This is a genomic window from Ideonella sp. (assembly GCF_041914305.1).
Taxonomy (GTDB): Bacteria; Pseudomonadota; Gammaproteobacteria; order Burkholderiales; family Burkholderiaceae_C; genus Ideonella.
In genome coordinates this window covers 47,619-72,262 of record NZ_JAYSDQ010000028.1, presented here as the reverse complement: position 1 = coordinate 72,262, position 24,644 = coordinate 47,619, and the positions used below count along the sequence as shown (strand labels likewise).

At 69.7% G+C, this 24,644-nt stretch carries 21 protein-coding genes; 11 read left to right on the top strand and 10 right to left on the bottom strand.

From position 1 onward, the window contains the following. Positions 1–80: 80 nt before the first annotated feature. The 5 genes from ACE3SG_RS27140 to ACE3SG_RS27120 all read right to left on the bottom strand — a co-directional run bounded on the left by ACE3SG_RS27140 (position 81) and on the right by ACE3SG_RS27120 (position 10,086). On the bottom strand, positions 81–227 hold the full coding sequence (locus ACE3SG_RS27140) for a hypothetical protein (protein ID WP_374569387.1): 147 nt from the start codon (positions 225–227) through the stop codon (positions 81–83). A 70-nt stretch (positions 228–297) separates the two neighbouring features. After that, complete coding sequence (locus ACE3SG_RS27135) at positions 298–4,662, bottom strand: translocation/assembly module TamB domain-containing protein (RefSeq protein ID WP_374569386.1); 4,365 nt, start codon at positions 4,660–4,662, stop codon at positions 298–300. Positions 4,663–4,674: 12 nt separating this feature from the next. Next, positions 4,675–6,645: an autotransporter assembly complex family protein gene (locus tag ACE3SG_RS27130; RefSeq protein ID WP_374569385.1), complete on the bottom strand. Its 1,971-nt coding sequence runs from the start codon at positions 6,643–6,645 to the stop codon at positions 4,675–4,677. Positions 6,646–6,698: 53 nt separating this feature from the next. Beyond that, a complete protein-coding gene (locus ACE3SG_RS27125; RefSeq protein WP_374569384.1) occupies positions 6,699–7,868 on the bottom strand; it encodes a VWA domain-containing protein in 1,170 nt (389 codons plus the stop codon). Positions 7,869–8,085: 217 nt separating this feature from the next. Next, the gene (locus tag ACE3SG_RS27120) at positions 8,086–10,086 is read right to left on the bottom strand and encodes a prolyl oligopeptidase family serine peptidase (protein WP_374569383.1); all 2,001 of its coding nucleotides are present in this window, start codon (positions 10,084–10,086) and stop codon (positions 8,086–8,088) included. A 138-nt stretch (positions 10,087–10,224) separates the two neighbouring features. Between ACE3SG_RS27120 and ACE3SG_RS27115 the strand changes: the two genes are divergently transcribed. Genes ACE3SG_RS27115 through ACE3SG_RS27095 form a run of 5 tightly spaced genes read left to right on the top strand, consistent with a single transcriptional unit; the run spans position 10,225 to position 13,872 of the window. Continuing rightward, the gene (locus ACE3SG_RS27115) at positions 10,225–11,256 is read left to right on the top strand and encodes an ABC transporter substrate-binding protein (protein ID WP_374569381.1); all 1,032 of its coding nucleotides are present in this window, start codon (positions 10,225–10,227) and stop codon (positions 11,254–11,256) included. After that, complete coding sequence (locus ACE3SG_RS27110) at positions 11,256–11,846, top strand: SCO family protein (protein WP_374569379.1); 591 nt, start codon at positions 11,256–11,258, stop codon at positions 11,844–11,846. The genes ACE3SG_RS27115 and ACE3SG_RS27110 overlap by 1 nt, the downstream gene beginning before the upstream one ends. After that, a complete protein-coding gene (locus ACE3SG_RS27105) occupies positions 11,843–12,286 on the top strand; it encodes a hypothetical protein (protein ID WP_374569378.1) in 444 nt (147 codons plus the stop codon). The genes ACE3SG_RS27110 and ACE3SG_RS27105 overlap by 4 nt, the downstream gene beginning before the upstream one ends. 46 nt (positions 12,287–12,332) lie before the next feature. Then, the gene (locus ACE3SG_RS27100; protein ID WP_374569377.1) at positions 12,333–13,118 is read left to right on the top strand and encodes an ABC transporter permease; all 786 of its coding nucleotides are present in this window, start codon (positions 12,333–12,335) and stop codon (positions 13,116–13,118) included. Beyond that, positions 13,108–13,872, top strand: coding sequence for an ABC transporter ATP-binding protein (locus tag ACE3SG_RS27095; RefSeq protein ID WP_374569376.1), 765 nt, complete (start codon positions 13,108–13,110; stop codon positions 13,870–13,872). Before ACE3SG_RS27100 ends, ACE3SG_RS27095 begins: the two co-directional genes overlap by 11 nt. A gap of 12 nt (positions 13,873–13,884) precedes the next feature. Here the strand turns inward: ACE3SG_RS27095 and ACE3SG_RS27090 are convergent, their stop codons facing one another. Continuing rightward, on the bottom strand, positions 13,885–14,478 hold the full coding sequence (locus ACE3SG_RS27090; protein ID WP_374569375.1) for a GNAT family N-acetyltransferase: 594 nt from the start codon (positions 14,476–14,478) through the stop codon (positions 13,885–13,887). Between the two features lie 183 nt (positions 14,479–14,661). After that, positions 14,662–15,504 carry an AAA family ATPase gene (locus ACE3SG_RS27085; RefSeq protein WP_374569374.1) on the bottom strand — a complete coding sequence of 281 codons (843 nt, stop codon included), beginning with the start codon at positions 15,502–15,504 and terminating at the stop codon, positions 14,662–14,664. A gap of 102 nt (positions 15,505–15,606) precedes the next feature. Here ACE3SG_RS27085 and ACE3SG_RS27080 point away from each other — a divergent pair, with 102 nt between their 5' ends. The 3 genes from ACE3SG_RS27080 (at position 15,607) to ACE3SG_RS27070 (ending at position 19,389) form a co-directional block, all read left to right on the top strand. After that, entirely contained in the window at positions 15,607–16,260 is a 654-nt protein-coding gene (locus tag ACE3SG_RS27080) for a cytochrome c (RefSeq protein ID WP_374569372.1), read from the top strand. Between the two features lie 170 nt (positions 16,261–16,430). After that, positions 16,431–17,690, top strand: a complete 1,260-nt coding sequence (locus ACE3SG_RS27075; protein ID WP_374569371.1) for an HD-GYP domain-containing protein — start codon at positions 16,431–16,433, stop codon at positions 17,688–17,690. 112 nt (positions 17,691–17,802) lie between these two features. Continuing rightward, positions 17,803–19,389, top strand: a complete 1,587-nt coding sequence (locus ACE3SG_RS27070; protein ID WP_374569370.1) for an ABC transporter substrate-binding protein — start codon at positions 17,803–17,805, stop codon at positions 19,387–19,389. A gap of 90 nt (positions 19,390–19,479) precedes the next feature. On the opposite strand, the gene ACE3SG_RS27065 is transcribed toward ACE3SG_RS27070, so the two are convergent. Together ACE3SG_RS27065 and ACE3SG_RS27060 are read right to left on the bottom strand one after the other, a co-directional pair. After that, positions 19,480–19,890, bottom strand: a complete 411-nt coding sequence (locus tag ACE3SG_RS27065) for a hypothetical protein (protein WP_374569369.1) — start codon at positions 19,888–19,890, stop codon at positions 19,480–19,482. A gap of 167 nt (positions 19,891–20,057) precedes the next feature. After that, complete coding sequence (locus ACE3SG_RS27060; RefSeq protein ID WP_374569367.1) at positions 20,058–20,492, bottom strand: DUF1841 family protein; 435 nt, start codon at positions 20,490–20,492, stop codon at positions 20,058–20,060. A 39-nt stretch (positions 20,493–20,531) separates the two neighbouring features. On the opposite strand from ACE3SG_RS27060, the gene ACE3SG_RS27055 reads away from it, so the two are divergent. The 3 genes from ACE3SG_RS27055 (at position 20,532) to ACE3SG_RS27045 (ending at position 22,724) form a co-directional block, all read left to right on the top strand. Next, positions 20,532–21,110: a malonic semialdehyde reductase gene (locus tag ACE3SG_RS27055; RefSeq protein ID WP_374569366.1), complete on the top strand. Its 579-nt coding sequence runs from the start codon at positions 20,532–20,534 to the stop codon at positions 21,108–21,110. Between the two features lie 63 nt (positions 21,111–21,173). Next, positions 21,174–21,866, top strand: coding sequence for a sulfite exporter TauE/SafE family protein (locus tag ACE3SG_RS27050; RefSeq protein ID WP_374569399.1), 693 nt, complete (start codon positions 21,174–21,176; stop codon positions 21,864–21,866). 150 nt (positions 21,867–22,016) lie between these two features. Further along, positions 22,017–22,724 (top strand): hypothetical protein, encoded by a 708-nt coding sequence (locus ACE3SG_RS27045; protein WP_374569365.1) that lies wholly within the window; start codon positions 22,017–22,019, stop codon positions 22,722–22,724. A gap of 36 nt (positions 22,725–22,760) precedes the next feature. Here the strand turns inward: ACE3SG_RS27045 and kefC are convergent, their stop codons facing one another. Then, positions 22,761–24,635 (bottom strand): glutathione-regulated potassium-efflux system protein KefC, encoded by a 1,875-nt coding sequence (gene kefC, locus ACE3SG_RS27040; protein WP_374569364.1) that lies wholly within the window; start codon positions 24,633–24,635, stop codon positions 22,761–22,763. Positions 24,636–24,644 lie beyond the last annotated feature (9 nt).

Sequence of the window (24,644 nt, the reverse complement as noted above, 5' to 3'; positions counted from 1 at the left end):
CACATCCCCAATAGAGGGTAGGGTGTGGCCTGGCCGGCCCCCTAAGGCGACGCTCTCAGGCGCGGGGCGCCGGCGCCTGCCTACGCCACCGACAGCAATGCCAGCAAGCTGGCCTGGTGCATCAGGCGCTCGCTGGTGGGTTCGGCGTCACAGATCGACTTCCAACCAAACAGCTCGACCCACCAGGCGTCGTCGGTGCCGGCATCGGCGGCGCGGGGGACAGGCATGGGTGGCCTCGACCTTTCATGTCCGGGCTCAGCCCCCTCGGGGGGCAGGCCCGGGAGGGCCGTGGGGGCTTCAATTCCACCGCCAGGACCAGATCATGTCGAGCGCGCTGTCTTCGCCCGACTGCGCGCGCAGCGTGAAGCGCTGGGCGGCGCGGTAGATCAGCTGCCAGGTGCCGGACGTGGCGTTGACGCTGCGCTCGTAGCCGACATACCAGCGCCGGGTCAGTTGCTTGCCGAGCGAGACGACGGTGGTCTGCTCGGCGCCTTCGCCTTGTTGCCGCACGCCGAAATCCGACAGGCCGATGTTGGCCAGGAACGCGTCGGTCGGGCCTTCGCCTTCGCCGGCCAGCAGCGCCATCGCGGCACGCTGCAGCAGGGCCGAATCGGCGCGGCCCAGGCCGTCGGGGGCGCGGCCGAGCACCAGCCAGCTGAGCTTGTCGGTGTCGCTCATCTCGGGGTCGCTGGCCAGGCGCACGCGTGGGTTCAGCGCGGTGCCGGTGACGGCCACGCCGACCTTCACATCGAGGTTCGGCCGGATCGCCAGGATGTCCAGCCGCGGGTCGTCCAGCGGGCCGGTGAAGACCAGCAGGCCGCGCTCGATCTCGAGCTTCTGGTTGTAGGCGCGGTAGGTGCCGCGGTCGGTCCGCACGTCGCCGCGCACCGCCAGCTGCTTGCCGGGGTTGGTGAGCTGCAGCGTGCCGCGCAGGTAGGTGTCGAGCCCGCGGCCCTTGATGCGCAGCGATGGGCCCAGGTCTAACGCCAAGTCGAGCTGGGTCTCGAAGTCCCGTTGGGCTGCGGTGGCTGCGGTCGCAGTGGTTGGCTGGCCGTCGGGGCCGGGGGCGCCGGGCTCGCCCGGGGCGGGTGCGCTCGCGGCCCGGCCGACCACGCGCACGTCGTCGTCCAGCCCGGGGGCGCCGCCGCGGCTGAAGTCGATCAGGCCTTCGTCGAACTTCAGCTGGCCGTTCAGCTTGGCCGAGTTGGGCCGCAGCGCCAGCGTGGCCTGGCCGGTGGCGACCAGGCGCCGGTCCAGCCGGCCGAGCAGGCGCAGGTAGTCGGCCTTGAGCGTCAGGTCGGCCTCGGGCCGGCGGCCCAGCGTGGCTTCGCCGCTGACGCGCAGCGTGCCGTCGCCGCCGCGCCATTCGAACTGCTCGATCTGGGCATGGTCGCCGTGCAGGCTGATGTCGACATTGCCATCGGTGAACTGCACGCCCTGCAGGCCGTTGCGCACCTCGAGCCGGCGGCCGGTCAGGCGGCCGCTCAGCTCGGGCGAGCCGAAGCGCCCGCCGAGCGTGGCCGCGCTCAGCAGGTCACCACCCAGGCGCCAGCCCGGCGGCACCCAGGCACCCCACGCGGCCAGCTTGGCCACGTGCAGCTGGAACACGCCGTCCAGCGGTGCCTCCGGCCCGGGCCAGCGGGCCTGCGGGGTCGTGCGGGCGCTGGCCACGCCGGCCATCTCGCCCAGCTGCGAGCCGGCCAGGCCGGCGGTGAAGTGCCAGGTGCCGTCGTGCGCGGCCAGGCCCAGCCGCATCGCCGACAGGCCCAGCGGCCGGTGCGCGGTGGCCTCGTCACGCACATCGTCGGCCACGCTCAGGTCGCCGCGCAAACGCTCGAAGACGACGTCGGCATCGAAGCGCTCGCCGGCCTGCACGCGGATGTCGCCGCCCAGCACCAGGTCGCCACGCCACCCCAGCTCGGGCTGCGCGCGGGCCAGCAGCGGTGCGAGCTCGAACGCGTCGAGCTTGGCGTCCAGCGCGATCTGGCCCGGCGCGTTGCCGGCGCCGGCGCGGTAGCGGGCCTCGCTCCAGTGCAGCGCGGTGCCGGGCAGGGCGATGCGGCCCGGCTCGGCGGTGGCTTCGCTCAGGCTGCCGTCGTCGTCCCAGGCCAGGCTCAGTGCCAGGTCCTGCGCGGCCAGCCAGGGCTGGCCCGAGCCGTCGCTGGCGCGGCCCTGCAGGTCGCTCAGGCGGCCTTGCCAGCGGCCGGCCTGCCACGGCTGGCCACCGTCGACCGCCGGTTGCCAGCGGCCGCTGGCGGCGAGCTGCAAGCGCGTGCCCTTGCCGGTGTGGGCACCCAGCACCTGCTCGGCCCAGGCCGGCGGGCGCGCCGGGCTCAGCAGCTGCAGGCTGAACTGGTGCTCGCGCAGGCTGCCCTTCAGCTCGGCCTGCAGCGTGTGCACCTGCGCCAGCTGCCAGGCCAGGCCGTCACCGGTGAGGGTGGCGTTGAGCGGGCCGTCGCCAAGCCCGCTGCCCTGGGCCTGGGCCTCGACGTGGTCGGCGTGCCAGTCGGGGTTGACCAGGCCGCTGGCGCGCAGCTGGCCCTGCCACTGCGGCGCCGCCTGGGCGTCGGCCCAGCGTGCCTCGGCATGGCCTTGCAGGGTGCCGGCGCGTGGCAGCCACACGGCCGGGTCACCGGCGCCCAGGCTGTTCAGCCACGGCGCCAGCGCCGACAGCGCCGGGGCCTCGACGTTCAGTTCAAGGCGCCGCGGCGCGCCGCCGCCGTCTTGCCCGATGGCGGCCAGCTTGTTGCCGGCGCCGTCGAGCTGGGCCTTCAGGCTCGCGGTGCCGCTGGCGTCGCGGCTGGCGCTGAGCTCACCTTGCAGCGGCACCCCGGCCCATTGGCTGGGGCGCAAGACCACGCCGAGGCGGCCGACCACGCCATCGAGCGGGGCGGCGCGCGGCGTGGGCGAGGGCGCCCAGCGGCCGTCGCTGTCGAGCGTGGCGTTGAGTTGGCTGGGGCCGCGCCGGGCCGGCGGCGTGGCGCCCGGCCACCACAGCAGCGGGTCGAAATCGACCAGTTCACCTTGCGCTTGCCAGGCCCAGGGGGTGCTGCCGCCGCCCAGCGTCAGCTGGCCCTTCAGCGTGGCGCGGGCGTCGCCGGCGCGGGCCACGGCCTGGGTCAGCGTCAGCTGGCGGCGGTTCAGCTCGGCTTGCAGCGCCAACTGCACCGCAGGGCCGGTTGCGGCGGGTGTGGTGGGCGCCTTCGGCGGGGGCGCGGCCTTGGCGCTGCTGGCCTTGCGGGCGGGGGCCGCAGGCGCGTCGAGCCGGCCTTCGAGCTGGCCGTCGAGCTTGGCGTGCCAGCGGTCCAGCGGGTCGAGTGTGGCGGTGGGGGATGACGCGGCCGATGCGGGCGCGGAGGGCGCAGAGGACGGGGCCGCGGCATCCAGCGCCGGCAGTCCGTTCAACTCGAGCGTCAGCGGGCCGGCCAGCGTCATCGCCGGCAGGCGCTGGTCGAGCGTGGCGGGGCGCAGGCCGTCGAGCAGCAGTTTCAGCTGCAGGCGCTCACCGCCGACCTGTGCGCCGGCCACCGGCTGCAACACGCCGCTGCCGCGCAGCTGGCCGCCGGGCGTGGCGCCGCCCAGGTCCAACTCCAGCGTCTGCAGGGTCAGGTTGCCCAGCGCCTGCGGCTGGCCCTGGGCGGCCAGGTGCAGGCGGCGCAATGGCAGCTTGCCTTCGTCCCAGCGGCCGGGGTCGTCGTTGACGAGCGTGGCGTCGATGTCGGCCGGCGCCGCCATGCCGCTGCTCTTGACGTGGGCCTCGCCGCGCAGCTGGGTGTGGGGCGCATCGGCCTGCAGCGCGGCCAGGTCCAGCGCCTGGGTGCGCAGGTTCAGGCTCGCCAGCGGCCACGCGGCGAACGGCGTCACGGTGGCGTCGGCATCGAGCGCCGGGCCTTTCGCGTCGGCCCCGGCCAGGTGGGCCTGGGCTTGCAGCTGGGCCAGCGGGCCGCTCAGTTTCAGCGAGGCCTGCCAGGGCGTGGCCGCACCGTCCAGGCTGCGCGCACTGGCCTTCAGTTGCAGCGCGAGCGGCGGGGCGGTGGCCAGCTCGCCCTGGGCTTCGGCCTGCAGGCGCTCGGTGCGAAAGCGCAGCGTGCGCAGCGTGTGGCGCGCGCCGTTCGCATCACCCAGCGCGAGCCGGGCCTGGATGTCGAACAGCGGGGGCGCACTGTCCACCTGCAGCCGGCCGAGCTGGGCGGTTTCGATGTCCAGCGCCACAGGCAGGTGAAGGTCGGTGGGCGCCGGGCTGCTGGCCGAGCCGCCGCGGGGCGGGGCCGAGCGCCACAGCGCCTGCTCGGCCGACAAGGCCTGCAGATGGACGCGCAGCCAGGGCTCGCCCGGGCCGGGGCGGGTGGTCCAAGAGCCGGCCAGGCCTTTGAGCTGCACACGCTGCAGTTCCAGCACGTTGCCGTCTTGCTCGAAGCGCAGCCGCTCGGCCGACAGCTCGTCGCCCAGCAGCGCGCCGCGCAGCCCGTCGACCCGCAGGCCGGGGATCTGCGCCAGCAGCCAGGCGCTGCCGCCTTCGGTGCGGCTGAGCCAGGCGCCGCCCGAGACGATGGCGATGACCAGCACCACCAGCGTGGCATCCAGGCCCCAGGCGGCGCGGCGCCAGGGCCGGCGCGGGGCGGCGGCGGGGGGTGGGGGTGTCGAGGGGGTCGCGTCGGTCATCGGGGCTTGGGATCAGAACGCGATGCCGACGCTCAGGTGGACACGCCACTGTTTCAGTTCTTGCCCATAGGCCAGGTCGAGCTTCAGCGGCCCGACCGGGCTGCGCCAGCGCGCGCCGACGCCGTAGCCCAGCGCAGGCTTCAGGTCTTTCACGCTGTCGGCGGCGCGGCCGGCGTCGACGAAGGTGGCCCACCAGACCGACGGCAGGTCTTTGGACACCGGGTGTGCGATCTCGGCGCTGGCGGTCACCAGCAGCTTGCCGCCGGTGACGCCGCCCTCGGCCGTGGCCGGCGCCAGCGTGCGGTAGTCGTAGCCCCGCACCGAGTCGTCGCCGCCGGCGCGAAAGCGCTGCGAATCCGGCACCACGACCTCGTGCTTGGTCAGCACGCCGCCGAGCTCCAACCGCGCTTCGCTGAAGAAGCCGTTCGGCAGCGGCTTGTAGCCGGTGACACGGCCGTACAGCCGGGCGAAGGGGCCGGACGAGGGCCTGTCTTCGACCGGCAGTGACGGCGCCAGGCCGGTGGCCCAGCCAGCGCCGACCTGCAGGTTGACCGTGGCACCGCGCGTGGGCAGCACCGCGTTGTCCAGGCGGCGCCAGGTGTTGTGCAGGTTGGCCGACAGGGCCTTCAGCGTCAACGCGTCGATGCAGCCGCCGTTGGCATAGCTGCATTCATTGCTGCGTTCGAGTTCGGCAAAGGCCAGGCGCTCGTGTTTGGGCAGGTCTTCCGAGCGGCCCAGGCGCACGCGCTGCGAGATCACGCGGTCTTCGTCGGTCTTCAGCAGCTCGTAGGTACCCCCCACCAGGTAACGCTGCATCTTGGCGTTAGGGTGGGCCGAAATCTCGCCGTCCCAGGCCTTGCGGTCGCGGCCGAGCTCGAGCTTGTTGCGTGCGGTTGCGGCCCAGCCGAAGATGCGGCGGTGGGTGTATTCGAGCGTCGCCCGCGGGCCGGTGGTGGTGCCGTAGCCCAGGCCGGTGGTGGCGTTCTGCAGCGGGGCCTCCTTGATCTGCACCAGCACGCGCGAGCGGCCCAGCAGCGCCGCGTCGGGGTCGAGGCTGACGGCGACCTGGTCGAACAGGCCGGTGCGCAGCAGCCGCTCCTGGTAGTCGAGCAGGCGGGTTTCGGTCAGCGGCGCGCCTTCTTCGAAGCCGGCCAGTGCGCGCACGCGCTCGGCCTCGTGGAAGGCCAGGCCGGTGATCGCGATCGACTCGGGGCCGCCGCCGGCGCGGAACAGCGGGCCGCTGTCGGCCACCGCGAAGATGCGCACCTTCGGGGCCTCGGTGCTGTCGGGGTCGTCGCCGCCGATGACCTCGGCGCTGGTGCCGCTCCAGCTGGCGGCGGCATAGCCCTCGGCGCGCAGGCGGCCGATCACCGCGCTCTTGGCACTCGACCAGGTGTCGTTGCGAAAGGCGGCGCCGACGGGCAGCGCCCAGTTCTCGAGCAGTTCGTCGTGCAAGGCGCGGGCACTGCGATCACGTTTTTCGAGCGCGTCGCCCAGGTCGCCTTGGAAATCGATCACCAGCCGTTCGACGCGGGCGGTGGGGCCGGGTTCCAGCGTCAGCCGCACCAGCCGCCCGTCGCGTTCGACCTTGGCCTTGGCGGCGAAATAGCCTTCGGTCTGGACCAGCGTGCGGGCCTGGGCCGGCGCCGCCGCGATCAGGCGTGACCATTCGACGTCGCTGATCTCGATGCTCGAATCGGATGTGGCCGTAGCCGCGCTGGCTGCGCTCGCCGCCGATGCCGGGGCCTGCGCGCCGCCGGGCCGGTTGGCCTCGGCCGCATGCTGGTCGGCGATCGCGCGGGCCAGGTCGAGGTGGCGCTCCAGCAGCTTGCGCAGCTCGGCCGGGGCGATGACTTCGAGCTCGGGCACGGCCGTCGCTGGCGCCGAGCGGGTGTCGAGCGCCGGCGGTGGTGGCGCAGCGGCGGCCTCGTCTTGCGCCCAGGCAGGCGCTGCCCCGACGATGCACGCGGCGAACATGAGCATGGGCACCAGAGCAGGTACCACGGCAGGCACCCGAGCCCGTGTTGGCGCGAGGCTCATTTGCTGAGCAAGCGCATCGCTCCTTCGAGCCCGGCCAGCGTGAGCGGGAACATGCGCTGGTGCATCAGCTGCTGCATGATCGAAATGCTCTGCCGGTACTGCCAGACACCTTGCGGCTCGGGGTTGATCCAGGCGTATTTCGGGAAGGCGTGGGTGAGCCGCTGCAGCCATTCAGCGCCGGGCTCCTCGTTGTTGTATTCGACGCTGCCACCGGGCTGCAGGATCTCGTAGGGGCTCATCGTCGCGTCGCCGACGAAGATCAGCCGCCAGTCCTTGTTGTACTTGCGGATCACGTCCCAGGTCGGCGACTTCTCGCTGAAGCGGCGCCGGTTGTTCTTCCACATGAAGTCGTAGACGCAGTTGTGGAAGTAATAGAACTCGAGGTGCTTGAACTCGCTCTTGGCGGCCGAGAACAGCTCTTCGACACGGTGGATGTGCTCGTCCATCGTGCCGCCCACGTCCATCAGCAGCAGCACCTTGACCTTGTTGTGGCGCTCGGGCACGAGCTTGATGTCCAGCATGCCGGCGTTGGCCGCGGTGCAGTGGATGGTGTCGTCCAGGTCGAGCTCGAGCTCGGAGCCTTCACGGGCGAAGCGGCGAAGGCGCCGCAGCGCGACCTTGATGTTGCGCGTGCCCAGTTCGAGCGAGTCGTCGTAGTCCTTGTAGGCGCGCTGGTCCCAGACCTTGACCGCGCTCTTGTTCTTGCCCGGCCCCCCGATGCGGATGCCCTGCGGGTTGTAGCCGCCGTGGCCGAAGGGGCTGGTGCCGCCGGTGCCGATCCACTTGCTGCCGCCCTCGTGGCGCTCTTTCTGCTCTTCGAGGCGCTTTTTCAGCGTCTCCATCAGCTCGTCCCAGCCCATCTTCTCGATCGCGGCCTTCTGCTCGGGGCTGAGCTCGTTTTCGAGCACCTTCTTCAGCCATTCGAGCGGGATCTCCTTGCCGAAGTCGGTCAGCAGCTCGACGCCCTTGAAGTAGGCCGAGAACGCGCGGTCGAACTTGTCGAACAAGGCCTCGTCCTTCACCAGCGTGGTGCGGGCGAGAAAGTAGAAGTCGTCGATCGACGGGCCGATCACGCCTTCTTTCAGCGCTTCGAGCAGGGTCAGGTATTCCTTGACCGACACCGGCAGCTTGGCGGCGCGCAGGGTGAAGAAGAAGTTGGTCAGCATGGCAGGGCGCGAAACGGGGCTCTCGAGAAACGGCGGGTCGCCCCGATTTTCTTGAACCCCGTGGGGCAAGGGCCGGGCCCGGCCTGGGGGGCCACGAGAGCGCCGGCTCGATGGTGCCACATTGTGCGTTGCCGGTCGTGACCGGGTGCAGCATCGCCCCATGGGGCCAGATGGACCTCGCTGGGGCTCCGTGCGTCTGCGCTGGCCGCCGAGGCGGTCAGGTCTTCTTCGGCCCCGGGTCGTGCGCGGCGATCCAGCCGAAGAACTCTTCATGCCAGAGCTTGGAGTTGCGCGGCTTGAGCACCCAGTGGTTCTCGTCGGGGAACCACAGCAGCCGCGCTTCGACGCCGCGCGCCTTCAGCGTGTTGTAGTAGGCCAGGCCCTGCTGGTCGGGCACGCGGTAGTCGAGCGCGCCGTGGATCACCAGCGTGGGCGTCTTCATCGCGGCGGCAAAGGCGTGCGGGCTCTGTGAGTTGACCTTGGCCAGGTCGTCCCAGTACCAGGCGCCCAGCTCTTTGGCGTGCCAGGCGTAGGCGTCGTCGGCGAACATGGCCGTCCAGTCGTAGCAACCGGCGTGGCACACATAGGCGGCGTAGCGGCCGGGCTTGAGGTGGCCGTTCATCCACGCCACCATGAAGCCGCCGTAGCTGCCGCCGGTGGCGAACACGCGCCGGCGGTCGGCCCAGGGCTGCTTCAGCACCCAGTCGGTCGCGGCCTCGATGTCCTGCAGCTCGAGCTCGCCCCAGCGGTGGGTGATGCTGTCCAGGAAGGCGTGGCCGAAGCTCGACGAGCCGTGGTAGTTCACGTTGACCACCACGTAGCCTTGCGAGGCGAAGAGCTTGTAGTTCCAGCGGTAGTGCCAGTGGTCGCCCGGCGCGGTGTGCGGCCCGCCGTGGATGGTGTGCAGCACCGGGTATTTCTTCTTCTTGTCGAAGCCCGGTGGGTAGAAGACCCACATCTGCACCTTGTCGCCCAGCGCGCCGGTGATCCAGCGCTCTTCGTGGGTGCCGAAGGCGTAGCCGCCGAGCAGCGCGTCGTTGAAGCTTTCGATCCGGCGCGGCTCTTCGCCCGGCAGGTGGGCAGTCAGCCGGGCCGGGTGGTCGGCGGTGTCGCCCAGCGTCACCAGCGTGCCGGCGGACTTGTCGAAGCTGGCCAGCGTGCCGCCGGCGACGATGACCTCGGCGCGGCGGTCGGCCAGGTCGAAGCGCCACAGGTGCGAGCGCCCCTGCTGCTCGGCGGCGAACAGCAGCGCCTGGCCGTCTTCTTCCCAGCGCAGCGGGGCGTTGACCTCGTGGTCCCACTCGGCGCTGACCACGTCCCAGCGGCCGCCGCCGCGGGGACAGACGGCCAGCTGGCGCGGCATGGTGTGCTTGCGCTCCTGGTGCGAGGCGGTGAAGGCGACGCGGTCACCGTCGGGGCTGTAGCGCGGGTGGCCGAAATCCCACTCGGGGTCGCGGGCGATGTCGGTGAAGCGGCGGCTGCGCAGGTCGAGCTCGGTCAGCGCCATGCGGGCGTCGACCGGCTTGGTCGGCGACGGGTCTTGGGCAAAGACGATGCGCTTGCCGTCGGGCGAGATGTCGAAGGCTTCGGCGTCGGGGTCGGCGCGGGTCAGCTCGTAGGCAGTGCCCTCGAACAGGTCGGTGGTCTTGCCGCTGGCCAGGTCCAGCATCAGCAGGTGCGGCACGCGGTCTTGCGGGACGAAATGGTCCCAGTAGCGGTAGGTGGCCTCGCTGGTCGCGTAGCCGGTCTCCTTGCGGGCCTTGAAGGCCTTGTGCGCCTTGGCCTGCGCTGCGGCGCCGCGCAGCCCGGGCCGCACCCAGCTGATCAGCGCCACGCGCTTGCCGTCGGGGAACCACTTGAAGGCCTCGACGCCGGTGGCCACCTGGCCGACGCGGCGCGCCTCGCCGCCGTCCGGCGGGATGACGTAGAACTGCGGCTCTTCGTCCTTCTTGCCTTCCTGCTCGCGCTTGGCGACGAAGCCGATCAGGTCGCCGCGCGGCGAAAAGCGCGGCTGGGCGTCTTTCTCGCCGGCGTGGGTCAGCGCCCGAGGGCGGCCGCCGAGGGTGGACAGCAGCCACAGCGAGGTCTGGCCCTTGTTCTCGGCCATGTCGTAGCGGGCCAGCGAGCAGACGACCTGGGCCCCGTCGGGGCTCAGGCTGGGGGCGCCCAGGCGCTCGACTTTCCACAGTGCATCGATGTTGAACTTCTTCTTGGCCATGCAGGCTCCGGGTGAGCGGGTTGTGACGGAATGGTCAACCGTTTGAGCCCGCGAGTATGACGCCGGGAAGACGCGAAGCGCGTCGCCCCCCCCACGCAGCGAAAATGGGCGACCGCGCCTTGCGCGCAGAGCGCCGCCATGACCTACAAGCAGTTTCCATTTGACGGCCCGGCCCCGAGCCCGGGCCGCCGCCAGCTGTTGCGCGGTGCCGTGGCCGCCGCGGCCCTGCCGGCCTGGCCGGCGCTGGCGGCGCCCTCGGCCCTGCAGGTGGGTGGCCTGCCGGTCACCTGCAACCTGACGCTGCCGGTGGCCTGCAGCGCGCGGGCCGCGAGCAACGCCGCCGGCAAGCGCTTCGAATACAGCAAGTACAACGGCTGGCCGGAGATCAAGGAGTCGCTGATGACCGGTGGCGTCCAGGCGGCCTACATGCTGGCGCCGCTGGTGATGGACCTGGCGAACAAGAAGATCCCGGTCAAGATCGTGTCGCTGGGCCACCGCTCGGGTGCGGTGATCATGGTGCGCACCGATTCGCCCCACAAGAAGTTCAAGGACCTGACCGGCAAGCGCATCGCGATCCCGAGCCGGTTCGCGGTCGATTTCCTGTTCCTGCGCAAGATGCTGGCGCGCGAGGGCATGACGCCGAAAGACATCCAGATCATCGAGATGCCGCCACCGGACATGCCGGCCGCGCTGTACGCCAAGGCGGTCGACGCCTACTGCACCGGCGAGCCCTTCGGCGCGTCGGCTCAGCGCGCCGGCTACGCCACGCCGCTGCGCATGACGCGCGACGAGTGGCGCAACTACATCTGCTGCGTGCTGACGGTGCGCGAAGAGCTGATCCGCGACGACCGCGCGCTGGTGCAAGACCTGGTCAACCATGTGCTCGGCGCCGGCCAGTGGCTGGACCAGCAGCAGGGCAACCGCGACAAAGCGGTGGCGATCGCGGCGGGCCGCAAGTTCTTCAATCAAGACCCGAACATCCTGAAGTTCGTGATGGAGAACCCGACCGACCGGGTGACCTATGGCGACCTGCGCATGATCCGCGCCGAGTTCGACGAGCTGATGCAGTTGTCGGTCGACGCCGGCACGCTGAAGGCGCCGGTGGCCTACGAGAAATACGTGGACGAGAGTTTTGCCAAGGCGGCCAAGGCAGCCCCGATCAGCCTGTGATGAAGCACGTTTTCTCCCGAGGCCTGCCGGGCCTGATGCTGGCGCTGGCGCTTGGCACCACCCCGCAGGCCGCCCCGGCGCTGAAGGCCGGCGTGTTCGAGCCCGCGCAGCCGGCGCCGGAGTTTTCGCTGCAAGGCTCCGACGGGGCCGAGCTGAAGCTGGCCCGTTATCGCGGCAAGCTGGTGCTGCTGGTGTTCGGCTTCACCAACTGCCCCGAGGTCTGCCCGACGACGCTCGCCACTTTGGCCGAGACCCGCAAGGCGCTGGGCGCCGACGCGGCCGCGGTGCAGGTGGTCTACGTGACGGTCGACCCGGAGCGCGACGACGTCACTCGCATCCGCCAGTACCTGGGCGCGTTCGACGCCAGTTTCATCGGCGGCACCAGCAGCCCCGACACGCTGGCGGCCATGCGCAAGCGCTACGGCGTGGCGGCAGAAAAGGTGGCCCGGCCGGGCGGCGGCTACGGCATGAGCCATTCGAGCTCGGTCTACCTGATCGACCGCGAGGGCCGGTTGCGGGCGATGATGCCCTACGGGCACGAGGCCAAGGATTTCGTCCACGACCTCAAGCTGCTGCTGGCATCGAAGTGACACGGGGCCGCTTCTTCGGCGGGGCTGCGGGCCTGCTGGCACTGGCATTGGGGTTGGTGCTGCTCGCCGGCGCGGGCTGGGCGGCCTTCGCGCCGATCACGCTCGATTCGCGCGACGAGCTGTTCGAGATCCCCAAGGGCACCTGGGCGCGGCGCATGGCGGGCGACAAGGTCGAGATCCTGCCCGACCGCATCGACCTGACGCTGGCGCTGAACGACACGCTGCTGCTGCGCAACCAGGACGAGGTGCCGCAACAGTTCGGCCCGGTGCTGATCATGCCGGGCCAGAGTTTTCGGCTGCCGTTCGAGGTGGCGTCGACCTACAGCTTTGCCTGCACCGCGCACGCCAGCGGGCAGATGAGCGTGGTGGTGGCGCCCACGCCGGCGCCGGGCTGGCAGGCGCTGCAGTGGCGCTGGCGGCGTTGGACGAAGAAGGGGTGAGACGGGTGAAGACATCGAGCGTGAGAAGGAGAGCGCGTTGAGCGCCATGAACCCAACGACAAACCGCGGGCCGCGCGACTGGCTCGGCAAGGTGTTGCCGCCGCTGGCGGTGCTGGCGGTGGTCATCGCCGTCTGGTGGGCGGTGGTGGTGAAGACCGAGAGTGCGATCTTCCCGACACCGTGGGCGGTGGTGACCGGCGCGCTCGAGCTGGCCGAGGACGGCACGCTGTGGGAGCACATCAGCGCGTCGCTGTTCCGGGTCGGCGCCGGTTTCGGGCTGGCGGTGCTGGTGGGCATCCCGCTCGGGCTGTGGATGGGCTGGGTCGGTGGCGCCTACCGCACCTTCAACCCGATCTTCCAGATGCTGCGGCCGATCTCGCCGATCGCCTGGATCCCGCTGGCGATCCTGTGGTTCGGTGTCGGCGATGTGTCGCCGATCTTCCTGATCTTCATCTCGTCGGTGTTTCCGCTGATCGTGCAGACGACCTCGGGCGTGCACACGATCGACCGGCGCTACCTGCGCGCGGCGGCCAACTTCGGCGTCCCGCGCACGGTGCTGTTCCGCCAGGTCGTGATCCCGGCCGTGCTGCCCGAGATCATCGTCGGCATGCGCATCGGCATCGGCGTGGCCTGGCTGGTGGTGGTGGCGGCCGAGATGATCGCGCTGCGCTCGGGCCTGGGCTACCTGATCATGGACTCGCGCAACGCCGGCAATCGCTACGACCTGGTGATCGCCGCGATGATCATCATCGGCATGATCGGGCTGCTGCTGGATGGCCTCACCCGTTTGCTCGAACGCCTCAAGACCGTGAAGTGGCGCTATGTCCGATAACAAGAACAAGATCGTCGTCGACGGTGTGCACAAGGCCTTCGCGGGCGCCAAGGGCAGCGCGCTGCCGGTGATCGGCGGTGTGGGCTTCACCATCGCCGACGGCGAATTCGTCGCCATCGTCGGCCCGTCGGGCTGTGGCAAGTCGACGCTGATGAACGTCATCGCCGGCTTCGAGCGGCCCGACAGCGGCCGGGTGCTGATCGACGGCGCGCCGCTTGCCGGCCCGAGCCCCAAGGGCATCGTGATCTCGCAGCACGGCTCGGTGTTCCCGTGGTTGACGGTGCAGCAGAACCTGATGTTCGGCCTCAACGGCGAAGACCACGGGGCCCAGCACAGCGAGCGCGCCGCGCTGGCCGACCACTACGCGGCGATGGTCGGGCTGAAGGGTTTCGAGTCGGCCTACCCGCACGAGCTGTCGGGCGGCATGTTGAAGCGCGTCGAGCTGGCGCGCGCCTTCATCGTCAAGCCCGAGATACTCTACCTCGACGAGCCGTTCTCGGCGCTCGACGCGCTGATGAACCTGCGCATGCGCAACGAGCTGCTGCGCATCCTCGACGAAGAGCGCCACACGGTGCTGCTGATCACGCACGACGTCGACGAGGCGGTCTACATGGCCGACCGCGTGCTGGTGCTGTCGCCGCGGCCGACGACGATCCAGGCCAGCTTCGAAGTCAGCCTGCCGCACCCGCGCCGGCTGGGCAGCCCCGAGGCGCAGGCGCTGCGCGAGGCGATCCTGAAAGAGCTGGGCTTGTAGCGTTCGCGGGCGTCAGCGCGGCCGCGCCAGCTGGTATTCGAGGTGCGCCCGCACCTCGGGCCATTCACCGGCGGCCAGGCTGTACATCACCGTGTCACGCACCGTGCCGTCGCGGCGCAGCGCATGGTGGCGCAACACGCCGTCTTTCTTCGCTCCCAGCCGCTCGATCGCGCGCTGCGAGGCGAAGTTGTAGTTGTCGGTGCGCCAGCCCACGAGCTGGGCGCCCAGCGTGTCGAAGGCGTGCTGCAGCAACAGCAGCTTGGCGGTGGTGTTGACGGCGCTGCGCTGCACGCTCTTGGCGTACCACGTCCACCCGATCTCCAGCCGGTCGACGGCCGGCACGATGTCGTGGTAGCTGCTGCTGCCCAGCACCCGACCCGTGGCCGAATCGAGCACCGCAAACGGCATCCGATGCCCCGCTTCGCGATGCTCCAACGCCGTCGTGATGTAGGCCAGCGTGTTCTGCGGCTCCGGCACGGACGTCACGCGTATGTTCCACAGCTCACCATCTGCCGCTGCGGCCTTCAGGCCTTCTTCATGCTCCAGCGCCAACGGCACCAGCCGAACCGGCGCACGTTCCAAAGTGACGGGTTGAACGTTGATCATGTCTTCACGATGGGTGACTGAGCGCGCGTAGCGCCGCTCACTTCAAGTGGCGTGCGCGGATCCGGCTTCGCCGGTCCGCTGCGCGGTCTTGCAGACCGCGGCGGGCCAGTGGCCCGCCCCTTCGCCAGGCACGAAAGGTCCACTGGACCTTTCATGTCCGGGCTCAGCCCCCTCGGGGGGCTCTCAGCGATTATTCCTCTGCATGAAGACGAGTTTTTCGAAGAGCGTCACATCCTGCTCGTTCTTCAGCAGCGCCCCCACCAGCGGCGGCAGCGAGACCTTGTCGTCCCGGCTGCGCAGCGCCTCGACCGGGATGTCCTCGGCCACCAGCAGCTTCAGCCAGTCCAGCAGCTCGGAGGTCGATGGTTTCTTCTTCAGCCCGGGCAGGTTGCGCACGTCGTAGAAGCTCTTCAACGCGGCGGCCAGCAGGTCTTTCTTCAGGTTCGGGAAGTGCACGTCGACGATCTTGCCCATCGTCTCGGCGTCCGGGAACTTGATGTAGTGGAAGAAGCAGCGGCGCAAGAACGCGTCGGGCAGCTCTTTCTCGTTGTTCGAGGTGATGAACACCAGCGGCCGGTGCACGGCGCGCACGGTTTCGCGTGTCTCGTAGACGTGGAACTCCATCCGGTCGAGCTCGCGCAGCAGGTCGTTCGGGAACTCGATGTCGGCCTTGTCGATCTCGTCGATCAGCAGCGCGACCGGCCGGTCCGACGTGAAGGCCTGCCACAGCACGCCCTTGACGATGTAGTTGTGGATGTCCTTGACCCGCTCGTCGCCGAGTTGGCTGTCGCGCAGGCGGCTGACCGCGTCGTACTCGTACAGGCCCTGGTGCGCCTTGGTCGTGCTCTTGATGTGCCATTCGAGCAGGTTCAGCCCCAGCGCCGAGGCGGCCTCCTCGGCCAGCATGGTCTTGCCGGTGCCGGGCTCGCCCTTGACCAGCAGCGGGCGCTTGAGGGTCATCGCGGCGTTGACCGCCAGCATCAGGTCCGGGGTGGCGACGTACTTGTCGGTGCCTTCGAATTTCATGGGAAAAGTGGCGTGTGCGCCGGGCAGGGTGGGGGTGGCCGGAACAGTATAGGCGCGCCCCTATAATCCTTGATCCGCTCGAATGACCTCTCGACTCAGGCGATGAAGAACATCAAGGCAATCACTCTTTTCGTGGCGCTGGTCGCCTCCGCCACCCTGGCCCAGGCGCAAGGCGTCACGGGCGACGCCAAGGCCGGCGAGAAGAAGAACGCCATGTGCATCGGCTGCCATGGCATCGAGGGTTACCAGGCCAGCTTCCCGCAGATCTACCGCGTGCCGAAGATCTCGGGCCAGAACGGCAAGTACATCACCGCCGCGCTCGAGGCCTATCGCAAGGGTGACCGCATGCACCCGACGATGCGCGCCATCTCCGGCTCGCTGACCGACCAGGACATCGCCGACCTGTCGGCCTACTACGAAGCCCACGGCAAGGATGCCGCCGCCACCGCGCCGGCCCAGGCCGAGATCCCGGCCCAGCTGAAAGAGCGCATGGCCGTCTGCGTGACCTGCCACGGCACCAACTTCAACAACACCACCGACCCGGCCAACCCCCGCCTGGCCGGCCAGTACGCCGACTACCTGAAGGTGTCGCTGCGCGCCTACCAGACCGAAGGCAATCACATGGTGGGCCGCGCCAACGCCACGATGGGCGCGATGGCCAAGCCGCTGAGCGAGGGCGAGATCGAGCAGATCGCGTCGTTCCTGTCGAGCCTGCCGGGCGAGCTGAAGACGGTCTCGCACGCGAAATTCCGCTGAGCCAGCTCGGTGCAAAGCCCGGTATGGGGCCCGCCAGTCAAGCCGCTGAATCAGCGGCTTTTCTTTTGGCTGGGCTTCACGGGCTTCAGTTTGCGGCTGGCCGGCCGATAGCCCACAACGAGAGGATGGTGCGCGCCTTGGCAGTCCCGCGCGCCTAAAGCCCCCCGGCCATGCTCAAGAAGATCACCGTCGACCAGGTCCGCGTGGGCATGCACCTGCATGCGCTGGACGGCCCCTGGATGGACCACCCGTTCTGGAAGACCCGCTTCGTCATCCGCGACCCGGCGGACCTGGCCAAGCTGCGGGCCAGCGGCGTGGCCGGCGTGTGGATCGACATCAGCAAGGGCCTGGACGTGGCGCCCGAGGCCAGCGCCGGCGCCGTCGCGCCCGCGCCGCTCGCGCCGCCTGTGGCCGCGCCGCCGCCAGCCCCGCCCGCTGCGGCCCGCGCCGCGGCGCCGGCCATGCCCCCCGCCCCCAGCCACACGCTGCAGGAAGAGCTGAAGCAGGCCGCCGCGCTGTGCCGCCAGGCCCATGCGCAGGTCAAGTCGATGTTCAGCGAGGCGCGGTTGGGCCGGGCGGCCGACGCCGAGCAATGCCTGCCGCTGGTCAACGACATCGCCGACTCGGTGTTTCGCAACCCGGGGGCGCTGGTCAGCCTGGCGCGGCTGAAGACGCAGGACGACTACACCTACCTGCACTCGGTGGCGGTGTGCGCGCTGATGATCACGCTGGGCCGCGAGCTCGGCCTGTCGGCCGATGCCTGCCGCGAGGTCGGTCTGGCAGGGCTGATGCACGACCTGGGCAAGGCCGCGATGCCGCTGGATGTGCTGAACAAACCCGGCAAGCTGACCGACGACGAATACACGCTGATGAAGACCCACCCGTTGCGGGGGTACGAATTGCTGGTCGAAGGCCGCGGCGCGCCCGGGGCGGCGCTCGATGTCTGCCTGAACCACCACGAGCGGATCGACGGCACCGGTTACCCGAGCGGCTTGCCGCCCGAGCGCATCAGCCAGTTCGCCCGCATGGGCGCGGTGTGCGATGTCTACGACGCGATCACCTCCGACCGGCCCTACAAGATGGGCTGGGACCCGGCGGCGTCGATCGCCGCGATGGCCACGTGGAAGGGGCACTTCGACCCGGCCGTGTTCAAGGCCTTCGTCAAGGGCGTGGGCATCTACCCGGTCGGCTCGCTGGTCAAGCTGCAATCGGGCCGCCTGGCGGTGGTGCTCGAGCAGAACCCGCAAAGCCTGGCGGCGCCACGGGTCAAGATCTTCTTCTCGACCAAGTCGAACATGCCGGTGTCGGTGCAGGTGCTGGACCTGGCCCGCGCGACCGACAAGATCGTTTCGCGCGAAGACCCGAAGGTCTGGGGCTTTCCGCAGCTCGACGAGCTGTGGGCCGGCGAAATGGCACCGAAGCGGGGCTGACCCCCAAGGGCGCCCGATGTGGGCGCGGATATCCCCTTGCTTGCACCGGCATGGGCCTTGCCTACACTGCGCCGGTCGCCCCCGCCTTCGAGGGGCTCGAGGAGAACCGACCATGCCCCGAACCATTGCAGCGGCCTTGCTGTCGCTGGCGCTCGTTGCCGGCGCTGCCGGCAGTGCCCAGGCCCAGGCCCAGACCTTCCGCTGGGCCAGCCGCGGCGACGTGCAGACGCTCGACCCGGTGTCGCAGAACGAGTTGTTCACCAACGCGATGAACGGCCAGATGTACGAGTTTCTCGTGGCGCGAGACAAGCAGCTGAAGATCGTGCCGTCGCTGGCCACCGAGTGGAAGCAGGACGGCCCGCTGAAGTGGACCTTCAAGCTGCGCAAGGGCGTGAAGTTCCACGAAGGCCAGAACTTCACCGCCGACGACGTGGTGTTCTCGGTCAACCGCGCGAAGGAAAAGACCTCGCAGATCGCCAACTACGCCACCGCGCTGGGCGAGCCGAAGAAGATCGATGACTACACGGTCGAATTCAACCTGACGCAGTTCGACCCGATCTTCCTCGAGCACCTGAACACCATCTACATCATGAGCAAGACCTGGTGTGAAGAGCACAAGGTCACCAAGCCGCAGGACTTCACCAACAAGGAAGAGACCTACGCCGTGCTTCACGCCAACGGCACCGGCCCGTGGATGCTGGTCTCGCGCGCGCCCGACGTGAAGATGGTGCTCAAGCGCAACCCGGCCTACTGGGGCAAGATCGAAGGCAATGTGCAGGAGGTGGTCTACACCCCGATCAAGAGCGACCCGACGCGGGTGGCCGCGCTGATCTCGGGCGAGGTCGATTTCATCCTCGACCCGCCGTCGAACGACCTCGACCGGCTGCGCAACACCGACGGCGTTCGCGTCATCGACGGGCCCGAGAACCGCGTGCTCTTCATCGGCCTGGACCAGGCCCGCGACGAGCTGCTCTACAGCAGCGTGAAGGGCAAGAACCCGTTCAAGGACGTGCGGGTGCGCAAGGCGCTGTACCAGGCGGTCGACATCGAGTCGATCAAGACCAAGCTGATGAAGAACCAGGCCACGCCGACCGGCGCGGTGATGCCGTCGCCGCTGGGTGATTTCAACGACCCCGAGATCGAAAAGCGCCTGCCGTTCGACCTGACCGCGGCGCGCAAGCTGATGGCCGACGCGGGTTACGCCGACGGTTTCGAGGTGACGCTGGACTGCCCGAACGACCGCTACATCAACGACGAGAAGATCTGCGTCGCGCTGGCCGGCATGTGGGACAAGATCAAGGTCAAGGTGCGCGTGAACACGATGCCCAAGGCCACCTACTTCCCCAAGCAGGAGAAGATGGACACCTCGATGTACATGCTCGGCTGGGGTGGCTCGATCACCGACGCGGAGACGACCTTCACGTCGATCTACCGCAACCGGGGCGAGAAGGGCATCGGCGAATACAACCGCGGCAACTTCAAGGACGACGAGCTCGATGCGCTGGTCGCCGCGTCGAGCAAGGAGCCCGATGTCGAGAAGCGCAAGGCGCTGATCAAGAAGGCCTTGCTGCGCCACAACGAGCAGGTGCACCACATCCCGCTGCACCGCCAGTTCATCCCCTGGGCGGCACGCAAGAGCGTCAGCGTCGTGCACCGGGCCGACAACTGGCTCGAGCTGCAGTGGGTCCAGCTGAAGTGAGGCGACCCCGCCATTGACGAAAAACGGGCCGGCCGCTTGCGCGACCGGCCCGTTGTTCATGCAGGCCCGCCGCGAAGCGGGCCAGCCAGGTCAGCGAACGCCTTGGCGGCCTTCGGTCTTGGCGGCCTTGGCAGCCACGGCGGTGCCGCAGGCGACCCAGGTGCCTTCTTGGGCGCCGTACGCGCCGTTGTAGTACCAGGCGAAGTTCGGGTACACGCCACGCAGCATGTACAGCTGGTTGGTGTTGCCGGAGTCGGTCATCGTCAGCTGCTGCTCTTTGCGCTTCGTGCCGGTCTTGTTGGTCGCGTAGCTGCCGCTGAGCGTCCACTGCTCGTTGTTGCGTTGCACGACGGTGGCCACGCCGGTGATCGACTTGTTCACGGCGTCGAAGGTGACGTTGTACTGGTTGCCGTACTGGTCTTGCAGGCATTCCTGGGCCATCACGGCGGGTGCGCTGAACACGGCGGCCAGGGCCAGGGCGGCGATCTTCACTTGCTTCATGCGGTGTGCTCGTTTCGTCTTGATTGGCGAGGCACGCACTGCGCGTACCCCGGCCCGATCTGGGCGGTCGTGAGCATAGGTAAGCTCACCGTCAAACGGCATCCCCAAAAGTCATCCCCAAATTGGGGGGGCTCGCGCTCAACGGGTGAGCCAGCGCGATGGCTGGGTCAGTCGCGCGTGGCGCGTTGGCGCACCCGGTCGAGGTACGCCAGGCCGTCTGGTGGGCGGCCGCTGCGTTGCGACTCCCAGATCATCTCGCCCAGGCACTCCATCACCTCGTGGTGGGCGTCGTGCAGCGATTGGCGCTTGGCGGCCAGCAACTCGACGGCCTGGCGGATGCCGCGGGGCTGGTCGATCGAGACCTGCTCGCTGATCGTCAGGTGCATCGCCAGGTGCAGGAACGGGTTGGTCTTGCCGCCTTCGACGCTGTAGGTGGCGGCCAGTGCGGCGTCGACGTCGGCCAAGTCGGTGGCGTATTCGGGGTGTTCGTCGATCCAGCCACCGGCCAGCACCTCGATCGCGGCCAGCGGGGCACGCTGCTTCTGCTTGGCGGCGACTTCGCAGAAGAATCGCCGGACGTCGTGCTGGGAGGGTTGGAACATTCGACAATTGTCGCCCCGCAGCCTTGCCCCCAGCGCGCCATGCACGTCACCACCGAAGCCTTGTTCACGCAAGCCCGCACCGCCAGGGGCTATCTGCCCGGCGAGGTGCCCGATGCCACGCTGCAGGCGATCTACGAGCTGGTGAAATTCGGCCCGACCTCGGGCAACTGCACCCCGCTGCGCATCGTCTTCGTGCGCACGCCCGAAGCGCGTGAGACGCTGGCGCAGTGCATGAACCCGGGCAGCAACCAGGCCAAGGTGCGCGCCGCACCGGTCGCCGCCATCCTGGGCACTGACCTGCTGTTCACCGAGAAGCTGCCCCGCCTGTTCCCGAGCGCCGATGCGCGGTCCTGGTACGCCGGCAACCCGGCCAAGACGACCGATGCGGCGATCCGCAATGCGCACATCCAGGTCGGCTACTTCATCATCGCGGCCCGCGCGCTGGGGCTGGACGCAGGGCCGATGGGCGGCTTCGATGCCGGCGCGGTCGACGCCGCCTTCTGGCCCGCGAGCCCGAAGCGCAGCATCGTGGTCTGCACGCTGGGCCATGGCGACGCCAGCCGGCTGCACCCGCGTGACCCGCGGCTGGATTTCGACGAAGCCTGCGCATTCGCCTGAGGCCACCGCCGGGTGATCACCGACCCCTGGTTCTATGCGGTGGCGGTGCCGTCGGTGGTGCTGATGGGCCTGTCCAAGAGTGGTTTCGGGGCCGGCTTCGGCGCGCTCGCGGTGCCGCTGATGGCGCTGGCCGTGCCGGTGCCGCAGGCCGCGGCGATCATGCTGCCCTTGCTGGCGATCATGGACGCCATGGGCCTGGCCGCGTTGATCCGCCAGCGTGACAAGGCCCTGGTGCGATTGCTGCTGCCGGCCGGGCTGATCGGCACGGTGATCGGCACGCTGCTGTTCGGCGTGCTGTCGGCCAAGACGGTGGCCGGCGTCGTCGGCGTCATCACGCTGGCGTTCCTGGCCATTCGCATCGCCTTCCCGCCGCGGGCGGACGCGCCACCGCCGCCGCGCTGGCTGGGCTGGCTGCTCGGTGCCACCTCGGGCTTCACCAGCTTCGTGGCCCATGCCGGCGGCCCACCGGTGAGCTTCTATGTGCTGCCGCTGAAGCTGCCGCCGATGGTCTTCACCGCGACGATGTCGGTCTTCTTTGCGGCGATCAATGCCAGCAAGTGGGTGCCCTATGCGTGGCTCGGGCTGATCGACCTGCGCAACCTGTCGACCTCGCTGGCGCTGGCGCCGTTTGCACCGGTCGGCGTGTGGCTGGGCCTGCACGTGGTGCGCCGCCTCGACCCGGTGTGGTTCTACCGCCTGTTCCACATCGGCATGGCGCTCACCGGCAGCAAGCTGGTCTACGACGCGTGGCGTTAGCTGCCCGGTAAGACAGGTGGTCTGCCGGCAGATAGGACGGAACCGCTTACGTCGAACACCGCTTGTCACAGGATTTGTAGGAGCAGGCCGACAAAGAGTGCGGCTGCTGTCCCATGGTGCGCCGCCGGCCATCGCTTCAAGCTGAGGGCCATGGAAAAGACCACCTACTCCCCGACCAGCTATTCCTCCACCACGCCGGATGTGGACGCCTCGGTTGAAGCGTCTTTGTGGCAGCCGCCCTCCGCGTCAACCGGACCTTCGTCCACGGCTGCCCAACAGTGGGAGGCGCCCTCGGGCGGCAAGCGGATCGTTCCGGCCGTCGTCATCGGCGTGGCCGTGGCGGCGCTGGTGGTGGGCATGAACTACCGGTTCAAGCACAACGACCACGACACCACGCTGGCACAAGGTCAGGCGACCGAGTCCATCGTGACCGAGCCGCCGGCGGCGGGCACGCCCACCCCGGCGACGGCAACGACCGAAGCGGCGGCACCCGCCCCCGTCCCTGCAGCCGTCCCCGCCACCGAGGCCGCGCCCCCCGCGCCAGCGGTGACTGAGCCGGCACCCGCCCCGGCCGTGAAGCCACGCGCCGAAGCGCCAGCGCCGGTGCAGCGTTCGACCCCCGCAGCTCCTCGCACGCCTGCCGTCCAACAACCTGCAGCGCCAAGCCCCGACCTGCGCGCCCCGTTGCCTGAGCCGACGCCGGCCCCGGCGGTGCCCGACCCGGCGCCCGTGCCGACACCGATGCCGTCCGCCCAGGTGCCCCAGCCGCTGCCCGAGACCTCACCGCAGCCACCGCTGCCGGTGCCCGCCCCCACGCCGGTGCCGCAACCGGCCCCGGAGCCCAGCAATTCGAATTGACGGCAACCTGAGTTCGCTGTCGCCGCGCTGAAGCCTTCAGCGCGGCGTGGGCGTTTGGGTGGCTTGGGTGGCTTGGGTGTCGTCCTCGGCGTGCCAGCCTTTGCCGCCGGGGTGTTCGGCCCGATGCGCGCGGTCCTGCGCAAACATTTCTTCCAGCTGCTGCCGGCCCGCCTTGGCCATCGCCATCAGGCGGGCCTGGTCGCCGCGGTGCGGCGCGAGCGCGTGCAACTGCTCGACGCTGTGGCGGCGGAACTTGAGCGCCAGCGTGCGCGCATGGTGGGGCTCGAAGCCCAGCGTCTCCAGCACGCTGCGGCCCGACATCAGCGCCGAATCGAAGGTCTCGCGCTCGATGTGCGTGACGCCGCGCTTGTTCAGGTCGTACCAGTGCTGCGCGTTGCGCGCCCGCACGACCAGCGTCAGGTTCGGGAAATGGGCCCGCGCCAGGTCGACCACGGCGAGGCTTTGCTCGATGTCGTCGATCGCCACCACCAGCACCTTGGCGCTGCCGGCGCCGGCCACGCGCAGCAGGTCCAGCCGCGTCGCGTCGCCGTAGTAGACCCGCCAGCCCCATTTGCGCAGGCTTTCGACCTGCTCGGCCGAGTGTTCCAGCACGGTGGCCCGCAACCCGTTGGCAAACAGCAGCCGGCCGACGATCTGCCCGTAGCGGCCGAAGCCGGCGATGATGATCGGCGCGTCCTGCGCCTCGGAGATCGGGGCGAGCCCGTGGTCATCGGGCCGGCCAGCCGCGCGGCTCGCGCACCAGCGGTCGGCGCCCACCAGCAGCAGCGGTGTCAGCAACATCGACAGCGCGACCACCGCCACCAGCAGCGACGAGGTCTGGGCCTCGATCACCCCGGCCTGCGCAGCGGCCTGGAAGACGACGAAGCCGAACTCGCCGCCTTGCGCCAGCAGGATCACGAACACCGGCCGCTCGACCAGCGGGATCGGCATCAAGCGCGCCATCACCGCCAGCACCAGCGCCTTCAGCAGCAAGAAGGCCACGACCAGCCCAGCCACCCAGGCCGGGTGGGCCCAGACCGCGCCGAAGTCGATGCTCATGCCGACGGCGATGAAGAACAGCCCCAGCAGCAGCCCCTTGAAGGGCTCGAGGTCGGTCTCCAGCTCGCGCCGGTATTCGCTCTCGGCCAGCAGCACGCCGGCGAGAAAAGCGCCCAGCGCCATCGACAGGCCCACCGCCTGCATCAAGGCCGCGGTGGCCACCACCAGCAGCAGCGAGGCGGCGGTGAAGATCTCGGGTGTCTTGCTTTGCGCGATCCAGCGCAACGCGGGCCGCAGCAGCAACCGGCCGCCCAGCACGATGACGGCGATCACCGCGACGGCCTTCAGCGCCCCGGCCCAGCCGCCGCCCTCGCTGCCGCCGCCCCCCACGGCCAGCAAGGGCACCAGCGCCAGGATCGGGATCGCAGCGATGTCCTGGAACAGCGCCACGCTGAGCACGCTCTGGCCCGAGGTGGTCGACATCAGGTTGCGTTCGGCCAGCACGCCCAGCCCGATCGCGGTGGACGACAAGGCCAGCCCCAGCGACGCGACCAGCGCGAGCCGCCAATCGGCCCCCAGCGCGACCGCGGCGCCGCACATCAGCGCGGCCGAGCCCAGCGTCTGCACCGCGCCCCAGCCGAAGATCGGCCGGCGCAAGGCCCACAGCCGCCGCGGCTCGAGCTCCAGCCCGACCAGGAACAGCATCAGCACGACGCCGAATTCGGCGAAATGCAACATCGCCTGCGCATCGGTCACCAGCTTCAGGCCCCACGGGCCGATGACGATGCCGGCGGCCAGGTAGCCGATGATCGAGCCCAGCCCGGCCAGCCGGGCCAGCGGCACCGCCAGCACCGCGGCGCCGAGGTAGACCAGGCTGGTCAGCAGCCAGCTTGTCGTGTGTACTTCTTCCATCGCGGCGGG